The organism is Niameybacter massiliensis (assembly GCF_001282685.1).
Lineage (GTDB): Bacteria > Bacillota > Clostridia > Lachnospirales > Cellulosilyticaceae > Holtiella > Holtiella tumoricola.
The window spans coordinates 1,373,562-1,388,718 of record NZ_LN875035.1 but is presented as its reverse complement, the minus strand read 5'-3'; the positions used below and the strand labels follow the sequence as shown (position 1 = coordinate 1,388,718).

Annotated in this window: 10 protein-coding genes and 1 other RNA gene; 9 read left to right on the top strand and 2 right to left on the bottom strand. The window is 36.3% G+C overall.

Features of this window, described 5'->3' with window-relative positions; all coding sequences use genetic code 11:
- Window positions 1–19 precede the first annotated feature (19 nt).
- On the bottom strand, window positions 20–1,435 hold the full coding sequence (locus tag BN2390_RS11965) for an MATE family efflux transporter (RefSeq protein WP_053984581.1): 1,416 nt from the start codon (window positions 1,433–1,435) through the stop codon (window positions 20–22).
- A gap of 263 nt (window positions 1,436–1,698) precedes the next feature.
- On the opposite strand from BN2390_RS11965, the gene BN2390_RS11960 reads away from it, so the two are divergent.
- The 3 genes from BN2390_RS11960 to recQ all read left to right on the top strand — a co-directional run bounded on the left by BN2390_RS11960 (window position 1,699) and on the right by recQ (window position 8,214).
- Window positions 1,699–3,669, top strand: coding sequence for a methyl-accepting chemotaxis protein (locus BN2390_RS11960; protein ID WP_053984580.1), 1,971 nt, complete (start codon window positions 1,699–1,701; stop codon window positions 3,667–3,669).
- Window positions 3,670–3,823: 154 nt separating this feature from the next.
- The gene (locus BN2390_RS11955; protein ID WP_053984579.1) at window positions 3,824–5,794 is read left to right on the top strand and encodes a methyl-accepting chemotaxis protein; all 1,971 of its coding nucleotides are present in this window, start codon (window positions 3,824–3,826) and stop codon (window positions 5,792–5,794) included.
- 248 nt (window positions 5,795–6,042) lie between these two features.
- Window positions 6,043–8,214, top strand: coding sequence for a DNA helicase RecQ (recQ, locus tag BN2390_RS11950; protein WP_082238918.1), 2,172 nt, complete (start codon window positions 6,043–6,045; stop codon window positions 8,212–8,214).
- Window positions 8,215–8,253: 39 nt separating this feature from the next.
- Here the strand turns inward: recQ and BN2390_RS11945 are convergent, their stop codons facing one another.
- Window positions 8,254–9,579: an MATE family efflux transporter gene (locus BN2390_RS11945; protein WP_053984577.1), complete on the bottom strand. Its 1,326-nt coding sequence runs from the start codon at window positions 9,577–9,579 to the stop codon at window positions 8,254–8,256.
- 96 nt (window positions 9,580–9,675) lie between these two features.
- On the opposite strand from BN2390_RS11945, the gene BN2390_RS11940 reads away from it, so the two are divergent.
- The 6 genes from BN2390_RS11940 to BN2390_RS11920 all read left to right on the top strand — a co-directional run bounded on the left by BN2390_RS11940 (window position 9,676) and on the right by BN2390_RS11920 (window position 15,029).
- Window positions 9,676–10,548, top strand: coding sequence for a MerR family transcriptional regulator (locus BN2390_RS11940; RefSeq protein WP_053984576.1), 873 nt, complete (start codon window positions 9,676–9,678; stop codon window positions 10,546–10,548).
- Between the two features lie 103 nt (window positions 10,549–10,651).
- Window positions 10,652–10,903 (top strand): hypothetical protein, encoded by a 252-nt coding sequence (locus tag BN2390_RS11935; protein WP_053984575.1) that lies wholly within the window; start codon window positions 10,652–10,654, stop codon window positions 10,901–10,903.
- A gap of 108 nt (window positions 10,904–11,011) precedes the next feature.
- Window positions 11,012–11,482 (top strand): SsrA-binding protein SmpB, encoded by a 471-nt coding sequence (gene smpB / locus BN2390_RS11930; protein ID WP_053984574.1) that lies wholly within the window; start codon window positions 11,012–11,014, stop codon window positions 11,480–11,482.
- Window positions 11,483–11,539: 57 nt separating this feature from the next.
- Window positions 11,540–11,889: a transfer-messenger RNA gene (gene ssrA / locus BN2390_RS21415) on the top strand.
- Between the two features lie 156 nt (window positions 11,890–12,045).
- On the top strand, window positions 12,046–13,866 hold the full coding sequence (locus BN2390_RS11925) for an ATP-dependent nuclease (protein ID WP_053984573.1): 1,821 nt from the start codon (window positions 12,046–12,048) through the stop codon (window positions 13,864–13,866).
- 413 nt (window positions 13,867–14,279) lie between these two features.
- Window positions 14,280–15,029, top strand: a complete 750-nt coding sequence (locus BN2390_RS11920; RefSeq protein ID WP_242847669.1) for a TraX family protein — start codon at window positions 14,280–14,282, stop codon at window positions 15,027–15,029.
- The last annotated feature ends 128 nt before the right edge of the window (window positions 15,030–15,157 follow it).

Sequence of the window (15,157 nt, the reverse complement as noted above, 5' to 3'; positions counted from 1 at the left end):
CCCTTTTTACTATATGTGATTAAAGTGCTGGTACTTCGTCTTCGTTACCAGCATTGTTTTCATCTTCGTTTTCAACTGACTTAGCAGCGAAAGCTTTTTTTACAACAACGATTGCAAGTGGCATAAAGATAACGGCACAAACAATCTCTGCAATTGGATAGCAGAACCATACGGCATCTAATCCTACGAATTGAGCAAAGAGCCATGCGCATGGAATGATGAGTACGAGCTGACGTAAAAGGGACATAACCAATGATTTGAAACCATGTCCAATAGATTGGAACATAGTTGAAAGGGTAATCCCGATAGATGCAGGAATGAAGCAAAGGCTAAGTACGCGTAAAACATAAATACCCATTTGAACCATTTCTGGACTTCCATCAAAGAGTGCAAGAAGTTGTTCTGGAAGTAACCAGAAGATTCCTGTTCCTGCAAGCATAATAATGAAGGAAGTTGTAAGTGTTAGTTTTAAGGTTTGAATAAAACGTTTCTTGTTGTTAGCACCAAAGTTGTAACCCATAATAGGCATTGCGCCTTGAGTTAAACCAAATACTGGCATGAAGATGAAGGATTGAAGCTTAAAGTAGATCCCAAAGATGGCAACTGCTGTAGAAGAGAAGGCCATTAAGATACCATTTAAGAATGTAGTTGTTACAGAACCGATTGCATTCATAACGATAACTGGGAAACCAACTTTATAGATATCAATAATATGTTCTTTTTCAAGTTTGAAGCCTTTAATTTGTAAATGTACTTCATGTGATTTAATGTGGAACATCACAAGTACAAAGATCATGGCACAAATTTGCCCGATAACTGTTGCAATAGCAGCTCCCTTAATCCCCATTGCTGGAAGCCCGAATAATCCAAAGATAAGGATTGGATCGAGAATAATATTGGTAACCGCACCAATAAGTTGAGAGAACATTGGAATAATCATATTACCTGTAGCTTGTAAAGTTCTAGAGCAAGTAATCTCTACAAAGATCCCAAATGAGAAGATCAGTACGATTTGTAAGTAAGATGTCCCCATATCAATAATTGTTGCATCGTTTGAGAAAAGGCCCATAAAGAAGCGTGTTGCAAAAATACCAATGAGCATAAAGACGATGGCATTCATAATCGCTACAAAGAAACCTGTACTTGCAATTTTAGATGCCACAACTTTGTCACCTTCGCCCAATTTACGAGCGATCAGTGAGTTAACCCCAACACCTACACCAAGTGCAAATGCAATAATAAGCATTTGAAGTGGGAAGGCAAGAGAAACCGCTGTTAATGCATTTTCGCCAATACGAGATACGAAAATACTATCGACAACGTTATACAATGACTGTACCAACATAGAAAAGATAGCTGGTATAGACATACTTGCAAGCAATCTTCCAACAGGCATTGTACCTAATCTTTCAGATCTTGAATTGTTGTTTTGCATGAAAGTATAACCCCCTATATTAAATTTTTAATTGAATCCACTGTTGTGTAAACACATCCTATTAGTATAGCCCTTTTAAAAATAAATTTCTATACGTCTATTTGTAAATTAAGTAGATAGGTATAGAAAATGTTATGCGCAAATCCTACAAAAAATAAAAATATAAGGTTATATTTGAATAAAATTGTTTACTATTGTATAGTAAGTTAGGGCGTAAAAGTTGTAAAAAAGAAATTATACAAATGAGACAACAGGAGGAGAAGATGAAAAGGGTACACAAATCGATTAGGGAAAAAATTGAAAGACAATTTTCTATGATTTTATTATTTACAGCACTTTTGCTTACAGTCGTTGCCATATCCATTGGTTATACTACTGTGAATAATACAGTGAAAGAGATGATGCCAGAGATTGTTACAATGACAGCTTCAGCTATAGAAAATAAGCTAGAGCTCTTTAAAAATGTTGTAACCAATGTGGCGAAGATGGAAGGAATTGCTGATCCAGATATTCCTATGAGTGAGAAGTTTGGGGAACTAGAGGAAAATAGAGCTTATATCAATGCAGACACATTGGTAATGGCGACTATGGATGGCGATATTATTAGACAAGATGGTAAGAAGGCGAGCATTAAAGATACGGATGTGTATATGCACACAAAAAAAGGTGAAACCTATATCTCTTCACCACAATTTAATCCTGTATCAGAAACCATGCGCTTTAATGTAGCTACACCTATTTATTACAATGGTGAGATGGTCAACATCTTAGTTGCCACATTTGATGCAGGCAAGTTAACAGAGATGATTAGTGAATTAAAAATTGGCGACAATGGGCGTGCATTTATTATTGATCAAACAGGTACAACAATAGCCCATTTAGATACAGACCGTGTGAACAACCAAGAAAACATCATGACTTTAGCACAAGAAGATAAAAAATATAAAACAGTATCTCGTGTTCATGAAAAGATGATTAATGGTGAGCTTGGGATGGATACATATAAATTTGGTGGGAAAAAATATATATCAGGTTATGGGCCAATACCAGGTACGCAGTGGTCTGTAGGCATTTCGTTACCCAATTATGAAGTAGTCAAGGAATTACGTATGCTCGTAGCCATTATGCTTGTTCTTTGTATTGTTTGTTTAGTAGTAGGTGGAAGAATTATACGTAAATTAGCTTACGCCATTACACAACCTATTGAAAGCTTAACAGAGCGTGCTAAAAAGATGCAAGAAGGTGACTTAAGCTCAACGATAGCAGCTATTGAAACAAAAGATGAACTTGAAACCCTCTTTATTTCACTTAGAGATATGATGAGAGGTATAGCGGTGTATATTAAAGATATAGACTATGTCTTACATAACCTAGCAGAAGGCGACTTAACTGTAGCCAGTCAAATCGAGTATAAGGGAGACTTTGCACCTATTAAGCAGTCTCTTAATATGATTGGGAATAAACTTAATACAACGATAAAAGAAATTCACCATGTATCTGAGCATGTATTAGAACAAGCAGGTAGAGTGTCAGAAACAGCAACAGAACTTGCGGCTTCAGCCACAGAGCAAGCAGCTTCTATAGAAGAGATGAATGCAACTATTAATGATATGGCAGACCAAATCAAAACAAGTAGCAATCATGCACAACAAGTTAATGAAGTTGCACAAACTGTAATGGTTGAGATTGAACAAGGTACGGGTCAAATGCGTCAGATGGGAGAAGCCATTGTTAAGATTCAAGCTTCAACGGGAGAAATTTCTGAAATCATTAAAGTCATTGACCAGATTGCAGCTCAAACTAATCTTCTAGCCCTCAATGCTTCCATAGAAGCAGCACGTGCGGGGGATGCAGGACGCGGCTTCTTAGTAGTTGCTAATGAGGTTAAAGACCTTGCTGCACGCAGTATGCAAGCAGCAAAACAAACAACTGAATTAGTAGATGCAACGGTTCAGTCTGTAGAAGGTGGCACAGAGATTATTACAAAGACCACAGGGTCCTTTAATAAAATCGTAGAAAGCATTGATACAGTTATTGCAAGTGTTGAGAAAAGTGCAGAGATTGCACACAGTCAATCTGAAGCAGTAACAGATATTACAGCAGCGATTGATGAGATTTCTCAGCTTGTACAAACCACAGCAGCCAATGCCGAAGAGAGTTCAGCAAGTAGTGATGAGCTTGCAAATAGTGCAAAAGTACTCCAAGAGAAAATTAATCATTTTAAAGTTAATTAGAAAATCAAAAGGTATTGTATTAAGATGCAGTGCCTTTTTTTGTATAAAAATGATTGAATAAAATTATACAATATTATATACTAAATTTAGTTATTTTGGGTGAAAAGTTCCAATAATAAGTCAAAACTAATCATAAAATTTGAGGAGGAAGCAGATGCAGGGGAGAAAAAGGGGAATAAGAGAAAAAATGGTTATACAGTTTTCTAAGATTTTGCTTATTATCACCTCTTTATTAACAGTAGTAGCTATATCTGTGGGGGCTATTACGGTGAATTCAGTGGTGAAGCATATGATGCCAGAGCTAGTAAGTATGACGACAAAATCTATAGAGAACAAATTAGAATTCTATACAAGTGTGATGATAAATGTAGCAAGCTTTGATCATATTACAGATCCATCACTTTGGATGAGTGCTAAGTTTGGAACACTTGAAGAAAATAGAGAGTACTTAGATGCAGATACACTTGTTATGGCAACAACAGAAGGGGAAATACTTAGACAAGATGGCAAAAAGGCAAATATAAAAGATACAGATGCTTTTAAACAAGCATTGACTGGCAAGACTTATATTTCAACGCCTAGCCTCAATGCGCTATCAGGAAAAATGAGTTTTGATATTGCAACACCTGTGTATTATGAAAAAGAAATGGTCAATGTTTTAGTTGCAACTTTTGATGCAGAGAAACTTACAGATATGATTAGAGAGAGCAAAGTAGGGGAGAAGGGTCAAGTTTTCATCATAAATGGTAACGGTACCACTATCGCGCATTTAGATATGGAAAGAGTAAATAGTCAAGAAAATGTGATTGCATTAGCCGATGAGGATAAGGCGTATCAATCTCTTTCACGTATACATACTCATATGGTAAATGGTGAGAAAGGAATAGACACTTATCAATTAGAAGGGAAAAAATATTTTGTAGGTTATGAGCCCATCCCAAGTACCAGATGGTCAGTAGGTGTGGCATTACCTAATGCTGAAGTGTATCAGGAAATACGTATTTTAGCAGTAGTGATGATTGGACTTTGTATTGGATCTTTAATATTAGGAATGAGTGCTATACGTAAATTAGCCTATAACATTACTCATCCACTTGAAGCCCTAACAGAGCGTGCAAAGCAATTACAAAAAGGCGACTTAACTTCTGTAGTAGAACCTATTGAAACAGGAGATGAACTTGAAACCCTTTATCTATCATTGCAAGAGGTGATAGGAAGCTTTGCAACCTATGTGAAAGATATTGATGATGTTTTACAGCGTCTTGCAGATGGTGACTTAACTGTAGTAAGTCACTTAGAGTATGAAGGAGACTTTGCACCTATTAAGCAATCACTCAATTCCATTGCACAGACCTTAAAAGGAACTATGGAAGAGATTCATCATGTATCTGAATATGTCTTTGGACAATCTAAGAGAGTAGCAGAAACAGCCAATGAGCTTGCAACATCAGCCTCAGAACAAGCTGCTTCAGTAGAAGAAATTAACACGAACATAGGGGATATGGCTAAACAGATTAGACGTAGTAGTAGACATGCCAAGAAGATGGATGAGATTGCTCAAGATGTGATAGAAGAGATCGAGCAAGGTACAACCCAAATGCATAATATGGAACAAGCTATTGTCAATATACAAGTATCAGCAGGACAAATCTCAGAGATCATCCAAGTGATTGACCAGATTGCAGCGCAGACCAATTTACTGGCTCTTAATGCATCTATAGAAGCAGCTCGTGCAGGAGAAGCAGGGCGCGGCTTTGCAGTAGTTGCCAATGAAGTGAAGTCTCTGGCAGAACGTAGCATGGAAGCGGCAAAGCAAACTGCAGAGTTGGTAGGGGCAACACTTCACACAGTAGAAGGTAGTGCGCAGATTATCACTAACACGACAGCTTCCTTTAACAAAATTGTTGAAAGTATTGATACAGTTATTGTGAGTGTTAAAAAGACTGCTGAGGCAGCAGAGATTCAATCCGAAGCCGTTAATGAGATTACCACAGTTGTAGAAGAGATTTCTGGGTTGGTACAGACAACATCCGGTAATGCTCAAGAAAGCTCTGCAAGTAGTGAAGAACTTGAGACCAGCGCGAGAGTACTTCAAGAGAAGATTAATTATTTCAAAGTAGGTTAAAAAAATGAAAAGGTATAAGTAGTAGGTATATACAGAGTAATAGGGATATAATAGAGTAGAAATAGAGCTTAAAATGATAAAGCAAATGGGGGTGTTGCATGAGAAGTAGATGCAGCACCTTTTTAGATGTTCTTATATTTTTATATTTTCTTATATAAAGAAGCTTCTCTATAAGAAGAGAGGTTGAAGAAGTAGGGCAAAATGAGCTATAGTAAGAGATAAGAGTAATGATGCAAAGGATAGAACATATGAGACCATTAGAGATTTTAAAACAATATTTTGGATATAGTAGTTTTAGAGTAGGACAAGAAGAAATTATAGGGGCATTGGTAAATGGACAAGATGTACTAGGCATTATGCCAACAGGTGCAGGGAAGTCTATTTGTTATCAAGTACCAGCTTTATGCGGGAGCGGTGTAAGTTTGGTCATTTCGCCTTTAATTTCTTTAATGAAAGACCAAGTGGATGCCTTAAGAGAGATGGGGGTAGAAGCTGCTGTTCTTAATAGTACACTCAGTGCCCATGCCTATAGAGAGGTAATGGAGGATGCAAGAGAAGGAAGATATAAGCTGATCTATGTGGCACCAGAACGACTAGAGTCTTATGACTTTGTCAGCTTATGTAGAGAACTGCCTATAGACTATGTCATTATTGATGAGGCCCACTGTGTGAGTCAATGGGGACATGACTTTAGACCAAGTTATAGAGGTGTTGGTAACTTTATTAGAAGTCTACCACATCGCCCAGTAGTTGGTGCATTTACAGCAACTGCCACACCTAAAGTTAAGGAAGATATGCTGGCATTATTAGAGCTTCAGGGCCCATATTGCATTACCACAGGTTTTGACCGCCCTAACTTATACTTTGAAGTAGAAAGACCGAAGCGTAAGCTAGAATGGACACTGGATTATCTTAAAAAGCATGAAGGAGAAAGTGGAATTATTTATTGTTCCACAAGAAAGAGTGTAGATGCTCTATATGAAAAACTCCTTTCAAAAGGCATGACAGTGGTAAGATACCATGCAGGGCTTAGTGAAAGCGAGCGTAATATGAACCAAGAGTACTTCTTATATGACCGTGCTAGTGTTATGATTGCAACTAATGCCTTTGGTATGGGGATTGATAAATCTAATATTCGCTACGTCCTTCACTATAACATGCCAAAAAATATGGAAAGTTACTACCAAGAAGCAGGGCGTGCAGGCCGTGATGGTCTAGAGTCTACATGTACATTAATGTATGCTTCTTCAGATATTATGACCAACCGTTTGCTAATCGAAAATGCGGGCTTAGGGGTAGATTTATCTTTAGAATATGAAAAGCTTAATCAGATGGTGGATTACTGTAACACAGAGGGGTGCCTAAGAAATGCCATCTTACGTTACTTTGGTGAATCACCAACTAAGCTATGTGACCACTGTGGCAACTGTAACAGTGAGATTGCTCAAGAAGACATCACCATAGAAGCACAAAAGATTTTATCTTGTATCAAACGTATGGGTGAACGTTTTGGGATGACTCTTGTGATTGATGTACTTAAAGGAGGCAATACGGAGAAGATTCGCCAGTTTGGATTCCAGACTTTATCTACTTATGGCATTATGCGTGAATATAGTAAAGAGATGATTAAGGAAATGATGTCTTTCTTAATTGCAGAAAAGTATATTGCCTTAGATGGAGATAAGTTCCCCATATTAAGGTTAGCACCCCTTAGCTATGAGGTTTTAAAAGGACAAAAACAAGTGAATATGCGTATTGCCCTTCGTGTATCTGAAAAAGAAAGAGTCCCAGAAGTGGAGAGCTTACCAGTAGATCTACAACTTCTAGAACAATTAAAACATTTACGTATGCAAGTGGCAGAGCAAAATCATATTCCACCATTCATTGTCTTTTCAGATGCAACTTTAAGTGAGATGTGCAAGTACTACCCAACCACACAAGAAGAGATGCTTGCCATTAATGGGATTGGGGTAGCCAAGTATGAGAAGTACGGAAAAGTCTTTGAACTTCTTATCAATAATTACGTGCAAGAAAATCAAATCATTAAGCCAGAAGTAAGAGAAGCCAAAAAGGAAAAGGGAAGTACAACAAGTAAGACAGCTAAGAAAGAAAGTAAGAAAGATAGCCACTTAACGACTTATCAGATGTACAAAGAAGGCATATCTCTAGATGAGATTGCAAAAGAAAGAGGTCTCTCACGTTTTACTGTAGATAATCATCTTGTCAAATGTGTGGAAGAAGGCTTAGAGATAGACTTCTATCAGTTTATGACACCAGAACAAGAACCTCTTATTGAAGCGGCTATAGGACAAGTAGGTATTACGTTACTTAAACCGATTAAAGAGTTGCTTCCAGAAGAAGTATCCTATACAGCTATTAAGCTTATGATTGAAAAGCTAAAAATTGAAAATAAAATTTAAATACAAAAGCTGTTGCCTCATTAGGCAACAGCTTTTTGATTAATAGCGATACTGTTTTTGATATCTTTTAAAAAAGAAGGCAGCCATAAGGAGACCTAAGCATTCAGCAAATGGTGTTGCAAACCAAAGTCCAGTAATGCCAAATACAAGGGGAAGGATACTAATGGCAATTACCATAAAGACAAAGGAACGTGAAAGGGCTAGTGCTGCGGAGACAATCCCATTAGATAAGGCTGTAAACATACCACTTGCAAAGATGTTAAACCCTACAAAGAGTAAAGCTAGTGAGCAAATTTTATTCCCTGTAATGGCAATATCATAAACAGGATTATCTGGTCGTGTAAAGATACTGACCATCTGTGGTGTGGCAATAAAAGAACCAATAGCTGAGAGGATAGAAACACTTCCAATGAAGGTGAAGCTGAGTTTAATAAGACGACGTAGCTTGTCGTGGTTATCTTCTCCGTAATAATAACTAATCATAGGTGCAACACCATAGGCATAACCAGTGTAGAAGGAGCAGGCAAACATTAATACATACATGATAATGGTAATGGCAGCAACGCCGTCTTCGCCTACATATTTCAGCATAGCAGCATTGAACATGAGGGTCACAACACCTGTTACAAGGGAGGTGGCCATCTCAGAAATCCCATTGGTGGAGGTTTTAACAAGGGTACGCCATCTGAAAACAGGCTTTACAAAGTGTAAAAGGTTTTTCTTGTTGGAGAAGATAATAAGACCAGCAATGGCTGTAATGGAGTAACCTGTACCTGTAGCAATGGCAGCGCCACCAATCCCCATATCCAAGACAGCAATTAATAAGTAGTCTAAGACAATGTTTGTAACACCCCCAGCAATAGAGCAAATAAGAGAAAGCTTAGATTTGTCTGCTGCAATCATGTAGAGAGAAAAGTTATACATAAGTAAAACTGGAATAGTGAAAAGTAAATAATGTGATAAGTAAGTTTTGCAGTAGTTAAGCACATTAGGTGAGATGTTCATCGATGTAAAGATGGTATCCATAAAGAGGTAGCCTAAAATCATCATTACCACTCCAATGACCACGTTAGTCAAGATGAGCATGGTGAAGTCTTGCTTAGCTTCGGATGCTTTTTGTTCGCCCATCTTTCGCATAATGACCGCACTACCACCGGTAGCAAGCATGGCTGAGATAGCAGTAATCAAAGAAAGAATAGGGGCAACTAAATTAATAGAAGAAAGTGCCTGAGTACCAATCAAGTTAGATACAAATAAGCCATCAATCATGGTGTATAAGGAAGTAAATACAGACATGATAATAGTAGGAATGGCAAAACGCATAATATTTTTAAAGGTAACAGGGCGTTGATAAGATGAAGTCATAATATGTGTCTCCTTTATAGTTTATTTTTGTAACAAGGTTATAATAAAGTGTGTGGTAACCACACGGTCAAGTGAAAAATTAAAGGAGATAGAAAGATGCAATCAACGAATAGAACCAAGCTGTCTTCAGGTGAGTTTGCAAAACTCTGTCGGACTTCCAAAGAGACGTTACGCCATTATAGAAATTTAGGGGTTTTGGTGCCATTATATGAAAGTGAAAAAGGCTACTTATATTATGATGTAGAACAGTTTTATGACTATCATATGATTCATATTTTGAAGAAGACGGGTACACCATTAGCGGAAATTAAAGCGTACTTAGCTAAGCAACATCCTGATAAAGTATTAGAAGTTCTGAAGAAGCAACAAGAAATTTTAGAAGAAAAGAAAAAAGAAATTGAGCAGATGGAACAGGTCATAAGAAAGTCCATCGCCAATATAGAAATAGGCAACTCTAATGAATTTGTAGATGGCGAGCCTACCATTTGCTATTTTGAAAAAGAACATTTACTAGCTATCCCAGCAAGAGAGTTTGAATCCAATGAGGATGAAGATATGACTTTTGTAGCCATGCTTCAAAAACAACATGACATCTGCCAAAAGTATGATGTGAATTCAGATTATCAGTTGGGGGCTATTATTCCACAAAATCATACATTACAAGGGATGGAGGCTATTAGTCACATTTACACATGTATTGATCGACGAAGTGACAATCAATATTATCATGAGAAGCCAGCAGGCTACTATGTGGCACTACGGGTACGGGGGGAGTGGGATGTACAACCTTTCTATAAGAAGTTGGTAGAGTATATTAAGGCCCATGAAATTCAAGTTATAGGAGATACCTATGCCTATGATGTAGCAGGCTTTTTACTCAATGGACAAGAAGAACACACGATTACTATGCTCTCCATTCCAGTTGAATGGAATAAAGATGTAGAAGAAAAATTAAATAAAAAGGTATAAAATATGGCCAACTGCATCAAACTTGTATAGGAAAGTTTGGCAGTTGGTCTTTGTGTATATAAGGACTAATAAATAGAACCAGATTATGAAAGGAGTACTCTACATGGAGTCGAAAACTAAAAGGAATAGAAAGATAGCTTATGCCATAGGCCTACTTGTAATAGGAGGAGCAATTTTAAGTAAATATACAGTAGAGCCTACATCTACTCGTGAGCAAGAAAACGTGATTGAACAACTTCAAGACGTATGGGAAGAAAATGTTGAAGTACTCAAAACACTTATAGGAGTAGAAGATGAAGGTGAAGCGATCAATGCTTATAGTGAAGAAGAGAAAGGACTCCAAATACTTCTATAGCAAACACTTCTATAATAGGAAGAAATAGTATACGGCACCTACTTGAAAAATGAGTAGGATATGTTATAATAACATATGCACTACATTTTAGAAGAAGGAGAAACAGTCATGGCGAAGAATCCAAATGCCTATAAGCTTATTGCACAAAACAAAAAAGCTTATCACGATTATTTTATAGAAGAAACGTTTGAAGCAGGCATTGTACTGGTTGGAACAGAAGTAAAGTCCATCCGCCAAGGCAGTGGCTCAGTTAAGGAAAGTTTTATCCGTATTAAAGATGGAGAAGCCTTCATCTACAATATGCATATCAATCCTTATGACAAAGGGAATATCTTTAACAAAGAACCCCTTCGTACACGTAAACTCCTCCTTCACAAAAAGGAAATCAACAAACTAGTCGGTGAGGTTTCCACAAAAGGTATGACTATCGTACCACTTAAAGTATACATCAAAGGAAGTTTAGTCAAAGTAGAAATTGGTCTTGCACGTGGTAAGAAGCTTCACGATAAACGTGACGATATTGCTAAGAAAGACATGCGCCGTGCTAACGAGCGTGAGTTCAAGATCAAGAACATTTAAGACTTAAGCTTTGCCTACATGTATGTGTATTCCCCAGCGAATACCCTTATCTAATAAGGGGGTGCACTGGTTTCGACGGGGGTCACGTATGTCGGGGCAGCCATCCGTAGAACGCCGGAGTCTACGTTAAAAGCTGGCATTTAAATTAAACGCAGATAATAATTTTGCATTAGCAGCTTAATGCTGCTAGTCTCCTCTAGGTCACCCGCAGCCTAGAACGAGACTCCGACTCAGCGGGGAACGACTTGTGCTAAGCTTTGCCCACAATGCCGTAACCATGAAGCTACTGAAGTGAACAGCCTGTCTCTGGGCGGTTCATGGAGGGAATGTTAAAACAGTGACTATGATGGTAGAGACCACAATATACGGGCTTTCGGACAGGGGTTCGATTCCCCTCACCTCCATGAACTAAATCCTCGAAATACTCTGATAAAAGAGTGTTTCGAGGATTTTGGAGTTTTAAGGAGAATTACTTAAATTGGAAAACTAGAGATAAATTGACTAATCCTTGTACAGTGAAGATATGATATGCTGGCAAGTTTTTTTATTATTAGGGGGAAAACATGAATATAAGATATTTAAAAGTTAAAGGGTTTAGAGGAATAGATGTATTCGAAGCAGTTATGGTAAATAATATGTTAACTATAGTTGGTAAAAATGATATAGGCAAATCAAGTGTGCTTAGAGCAATAAGAATTTTTTTTGGAGATGAAAACTTTGGAGTAGACGATTTCAGTAAGAATGATTCTCAAGGTTTAGTGGAAATAGAATTATATTTTGAAGAAGAAGGTTTTGAACATCTTAAAGATGAAGGAGTAATAAAGGTAAAACAAATTTATCAATTAGATGAAAAAGCAAAAATTAAAAGCAACGTATATATATGGAAAGAGCTAGCATTGCCAACTGAAGATGAGTTAGAAAATTATACAGGATTAAAAAAGATAGGTTCACAAATAGGGATAGAGTTCCCTGTAAAAAAGCCAAGTAAAGTAGACGTAATAGAAGAGCTAAGGGGAAAGGTGAAAGTATCTTTAGAAGGTTTAAAAGGAAAAAAAGAATGGATAGAAGAAGTAGAGATTTGGAAGCAAATGAAAATAAGATTTCCAGAAGTTATATTTATTCCAGCTTCTCAAGATCATACTAATGAGCAAAAGCTTACTTCAGAATCTACAGTGTTTGGAAAAATATTTAGAAGCACAGTTAAAAAGTGGTTAAAAGTTGATAAAGAAAGTGAAGCAGCATTGGATATAATTTCAACTAAAGTAGAAGATATTAATAATAAAATATTAGAGATAGTACAAACTAACTTGAAAGAACAAGCAGCCTTTGAGGATAAATTGTGTCAGCAGATAGAGCCGTTAGATATATCTAAAGGATTTTCTTTTACTATGTTTATGGAAAATGCAGAAGGAGTACAAACTGAATTGCAAAATAGGGGGAGTGGAATTCAAAGGTCTGTACTAATAGCAGCATTAAGAGCGCAAAATCAAATTCAAGTAGTTCTAGAAAAAATGAGCAAGGGCAATGTAGATGAAAAACATCTAGCAAATCAAAATGTACTATACTTGTTTGAGGAGCCAGAAGCATTTTTACATTTGAGTGCGCAACGAGAACTGTTTTATGCATTAAAAGAATTAACGAGTAAAGGGAATCAAATTATTCTTACATCACACTCTACATTATTTATAGATGAAAGTGATAAAGAAGATATTATAGTACTCATTAAAGGTATTAATGGAACTATATCATTACAACATATTCCTGAAGCTGATATTGAGTCAGAATTAGGGGAGAATATGAAAATTAGTGAAGTGATAACAGGAAAAGTCTGCTGTCTTGTAGAAGGTATTTCTGACAAATATGCATTTCAGAACTGGATGCAAACTTTAGGATATAATTATAGACAACTAGGAATTTATTTTATAGAGATGAGTGGATGTAAGAATATTGAATGGTATGCGAATGCAAATATATTGAGTGACTTTAAAGTTGATTTTCTAGTTGTGCTAGATACTGATAATCATTCGAAAGATAATGTAGCAAAGATAAAAACATACTTAGAACAAAAACATACTTTCCTTAAAAATAAAAATAGAATAAAAGTATTGAATGGTGAATTAGAAAACTACTTTTCTTTAGAACTAGTAGGAGATATATTAAAGATTCCAGTAGATTTAATAAACATAGAGAATTATAAAATAGACCCCAAAAAAGAACTAGAATTTGCAAAACAAAAAGCTATTGAACAAGGGTTACAAGCAAGAAAATATAATGAGAATAAACATGGTAATGAGATATCTAAAAAAATGACTAAAGAACAAATACAAGGCTTTGATGAGATTGTACTAATAATAGAAGAACTTGTGGAGCTTGCTAACAAATGAGGGATTTGTTAAGTTAAGATAAATTATTCTGATTTTGAGAAAATCAGGAGATGCGACTCACCTCCATGAACTAAACCCTCGAACTTAGGAAACTAGGTTCGGGGGTTTTGGAGTTTTAAGAAAAGAATGGTTTATAACTTAGGGCAAATAGAATATAATGTGAATAATAAAGAAAATAAGTAAGGCTGTGATAAAATGTCAGGTGGCAGGTAGCTTTAGGATAGGCGTAGCCTTGAACCTTACTACAGTTTATCTCACAACAAGGGATACACAATATTGTATTACCAGTGACCAGTAGGGAAAAGAAATCTTACAAAATTGTTCGATAGATGTAAGCTAATGAAATGGCATGTTATCAAAAATTTAGGTATGTTAGTAGAGGTGGTAAGAATAAAGAAATAGAAGGAGAATTTGTGAAAAGATATAATGCATTACAATTAAAGTTATTTATGTCAATCCTCATGGTTTTTGACCATTTAAACCATGTTCCAAGATTAATTTCAGCAGATTTGGCAGGGGTATTTCACATTCTGACGCGGTGCGTTTCTGTATTTTTTGCCTATATGGCTATTGAAGGGTTTGTGTATACAAGAAGCCGTCTCAAGTACAATGGTAGATTGTTTTTATGGGCAGGGATTATGTCACTAGGGAATAATTTGTTCACTGATCTTTATACATCAAAGGGGATTTATGTGAGTAATAATATTTTCCTCACCTTAGCTATGGGTATATTGGCATTAAATATTTGGTATTTTGTTACGAATGGAAACAAATTAAACGCTAAGTTTCTACTAGGTATAAAAATCATCATAGGGATTGTTGTTACTGGGGTAGGAATGTTCTTTACAGAGGGTGGAATAGTGGTTATTCCATTTATGCTCATCTGTTATGGGTTTAGAAATAAAATAAAGGTGAGAAACCTTGTATTGAGTATTTTTAGTATCTTATTATTTTTGATGTCTTACCAAGATATGGGCATATGGCAGGATACAGTGCGGATGCTTATGTTTAATAGTGACTGGTTTTTTATCTCTGTGATTCCATTCCTTTATTTATATAATGGGGAAAGAGGGCCAAAGAGTGTGTTGAGTAAGTATTTCTTCTATACTTTTTATCCAGCTCACTTATGGATTATTGCAACCATAGCATTTTTCGTAAGTTAAGGGTAGGGAGCTGAAAATAAACACGATATTTAAAAAATGAGGTTTATCTTCGTTATGCTTTTTAATGTGTGGAGAACTTCCAATATGAGCCTAATAGAACTCTTGACTAATGAGTAAATGGTAAACAA

Bases quoted from the DNA above. Each gene is read 5' to 3' on its own strand.
- BN2390_RS11965 (WP_053984581.1), bottom strand. From the start codon at position 1,435: ATGCAAAACAACAATTCAAGATCTGAAAGATTAGGTACAATGCCTGTT.
- BN2390_RS11960 (WP_053984580.1), top strand. From the start codon at position 1,699: ATGAAAAGGGTACACAAATCGATTAGGGAAAAAATTGAAAGACAATTT.
- BN2390_RS11955 (WP_053984579.1), top strand. From the start codon at position 3,824: ATGCAGGGGAGAAAAAGGGGAATAAGAGAAAAAATGGTTATACAGTTT.
- recQ (WP_082238918.1), top strand. From the start codon at position 6,043: ATGAGACCATTAGAGATTTTAAAACAATATTTTGGATATAGTAGTTTT.
- BN2390_RS11945 (WP_053984577.1), bottom strand. From the start codon at position 9,579: ATGACTTCATCTTATCAACGCCCTGTTACCTTTAAAAATATTATGCGT.
- BN2390_RS11940 (WP_053984576.1), top strand. From the start codon at position 9,676: ATGCAATCAACGAATAGAACCAAGCTGTCTTCAGGTGAGTTTGCAAAA.
- BN2390_RS11935 (WP_053984575.1), top strand. From the start codon at position 10,652: ATGGAGTCGAAAACTAAAAGGAATAGAAAGATAGCTTATGCCATAGGC.
- smpB (WP_053984574.1), top strand. From the start codon at position 11,012: ATGGCGAAGAATCCAAATGCCTATAAGCTTATTGCACAAAACAAAAAA.
- BN2390_RS11925 (WP_053984573.1), top strand. From the start codon at position 12,046: ATGAATATAAGATATTTAAAAGTTAAAGGGTTTAGAGGAATAGATGTA.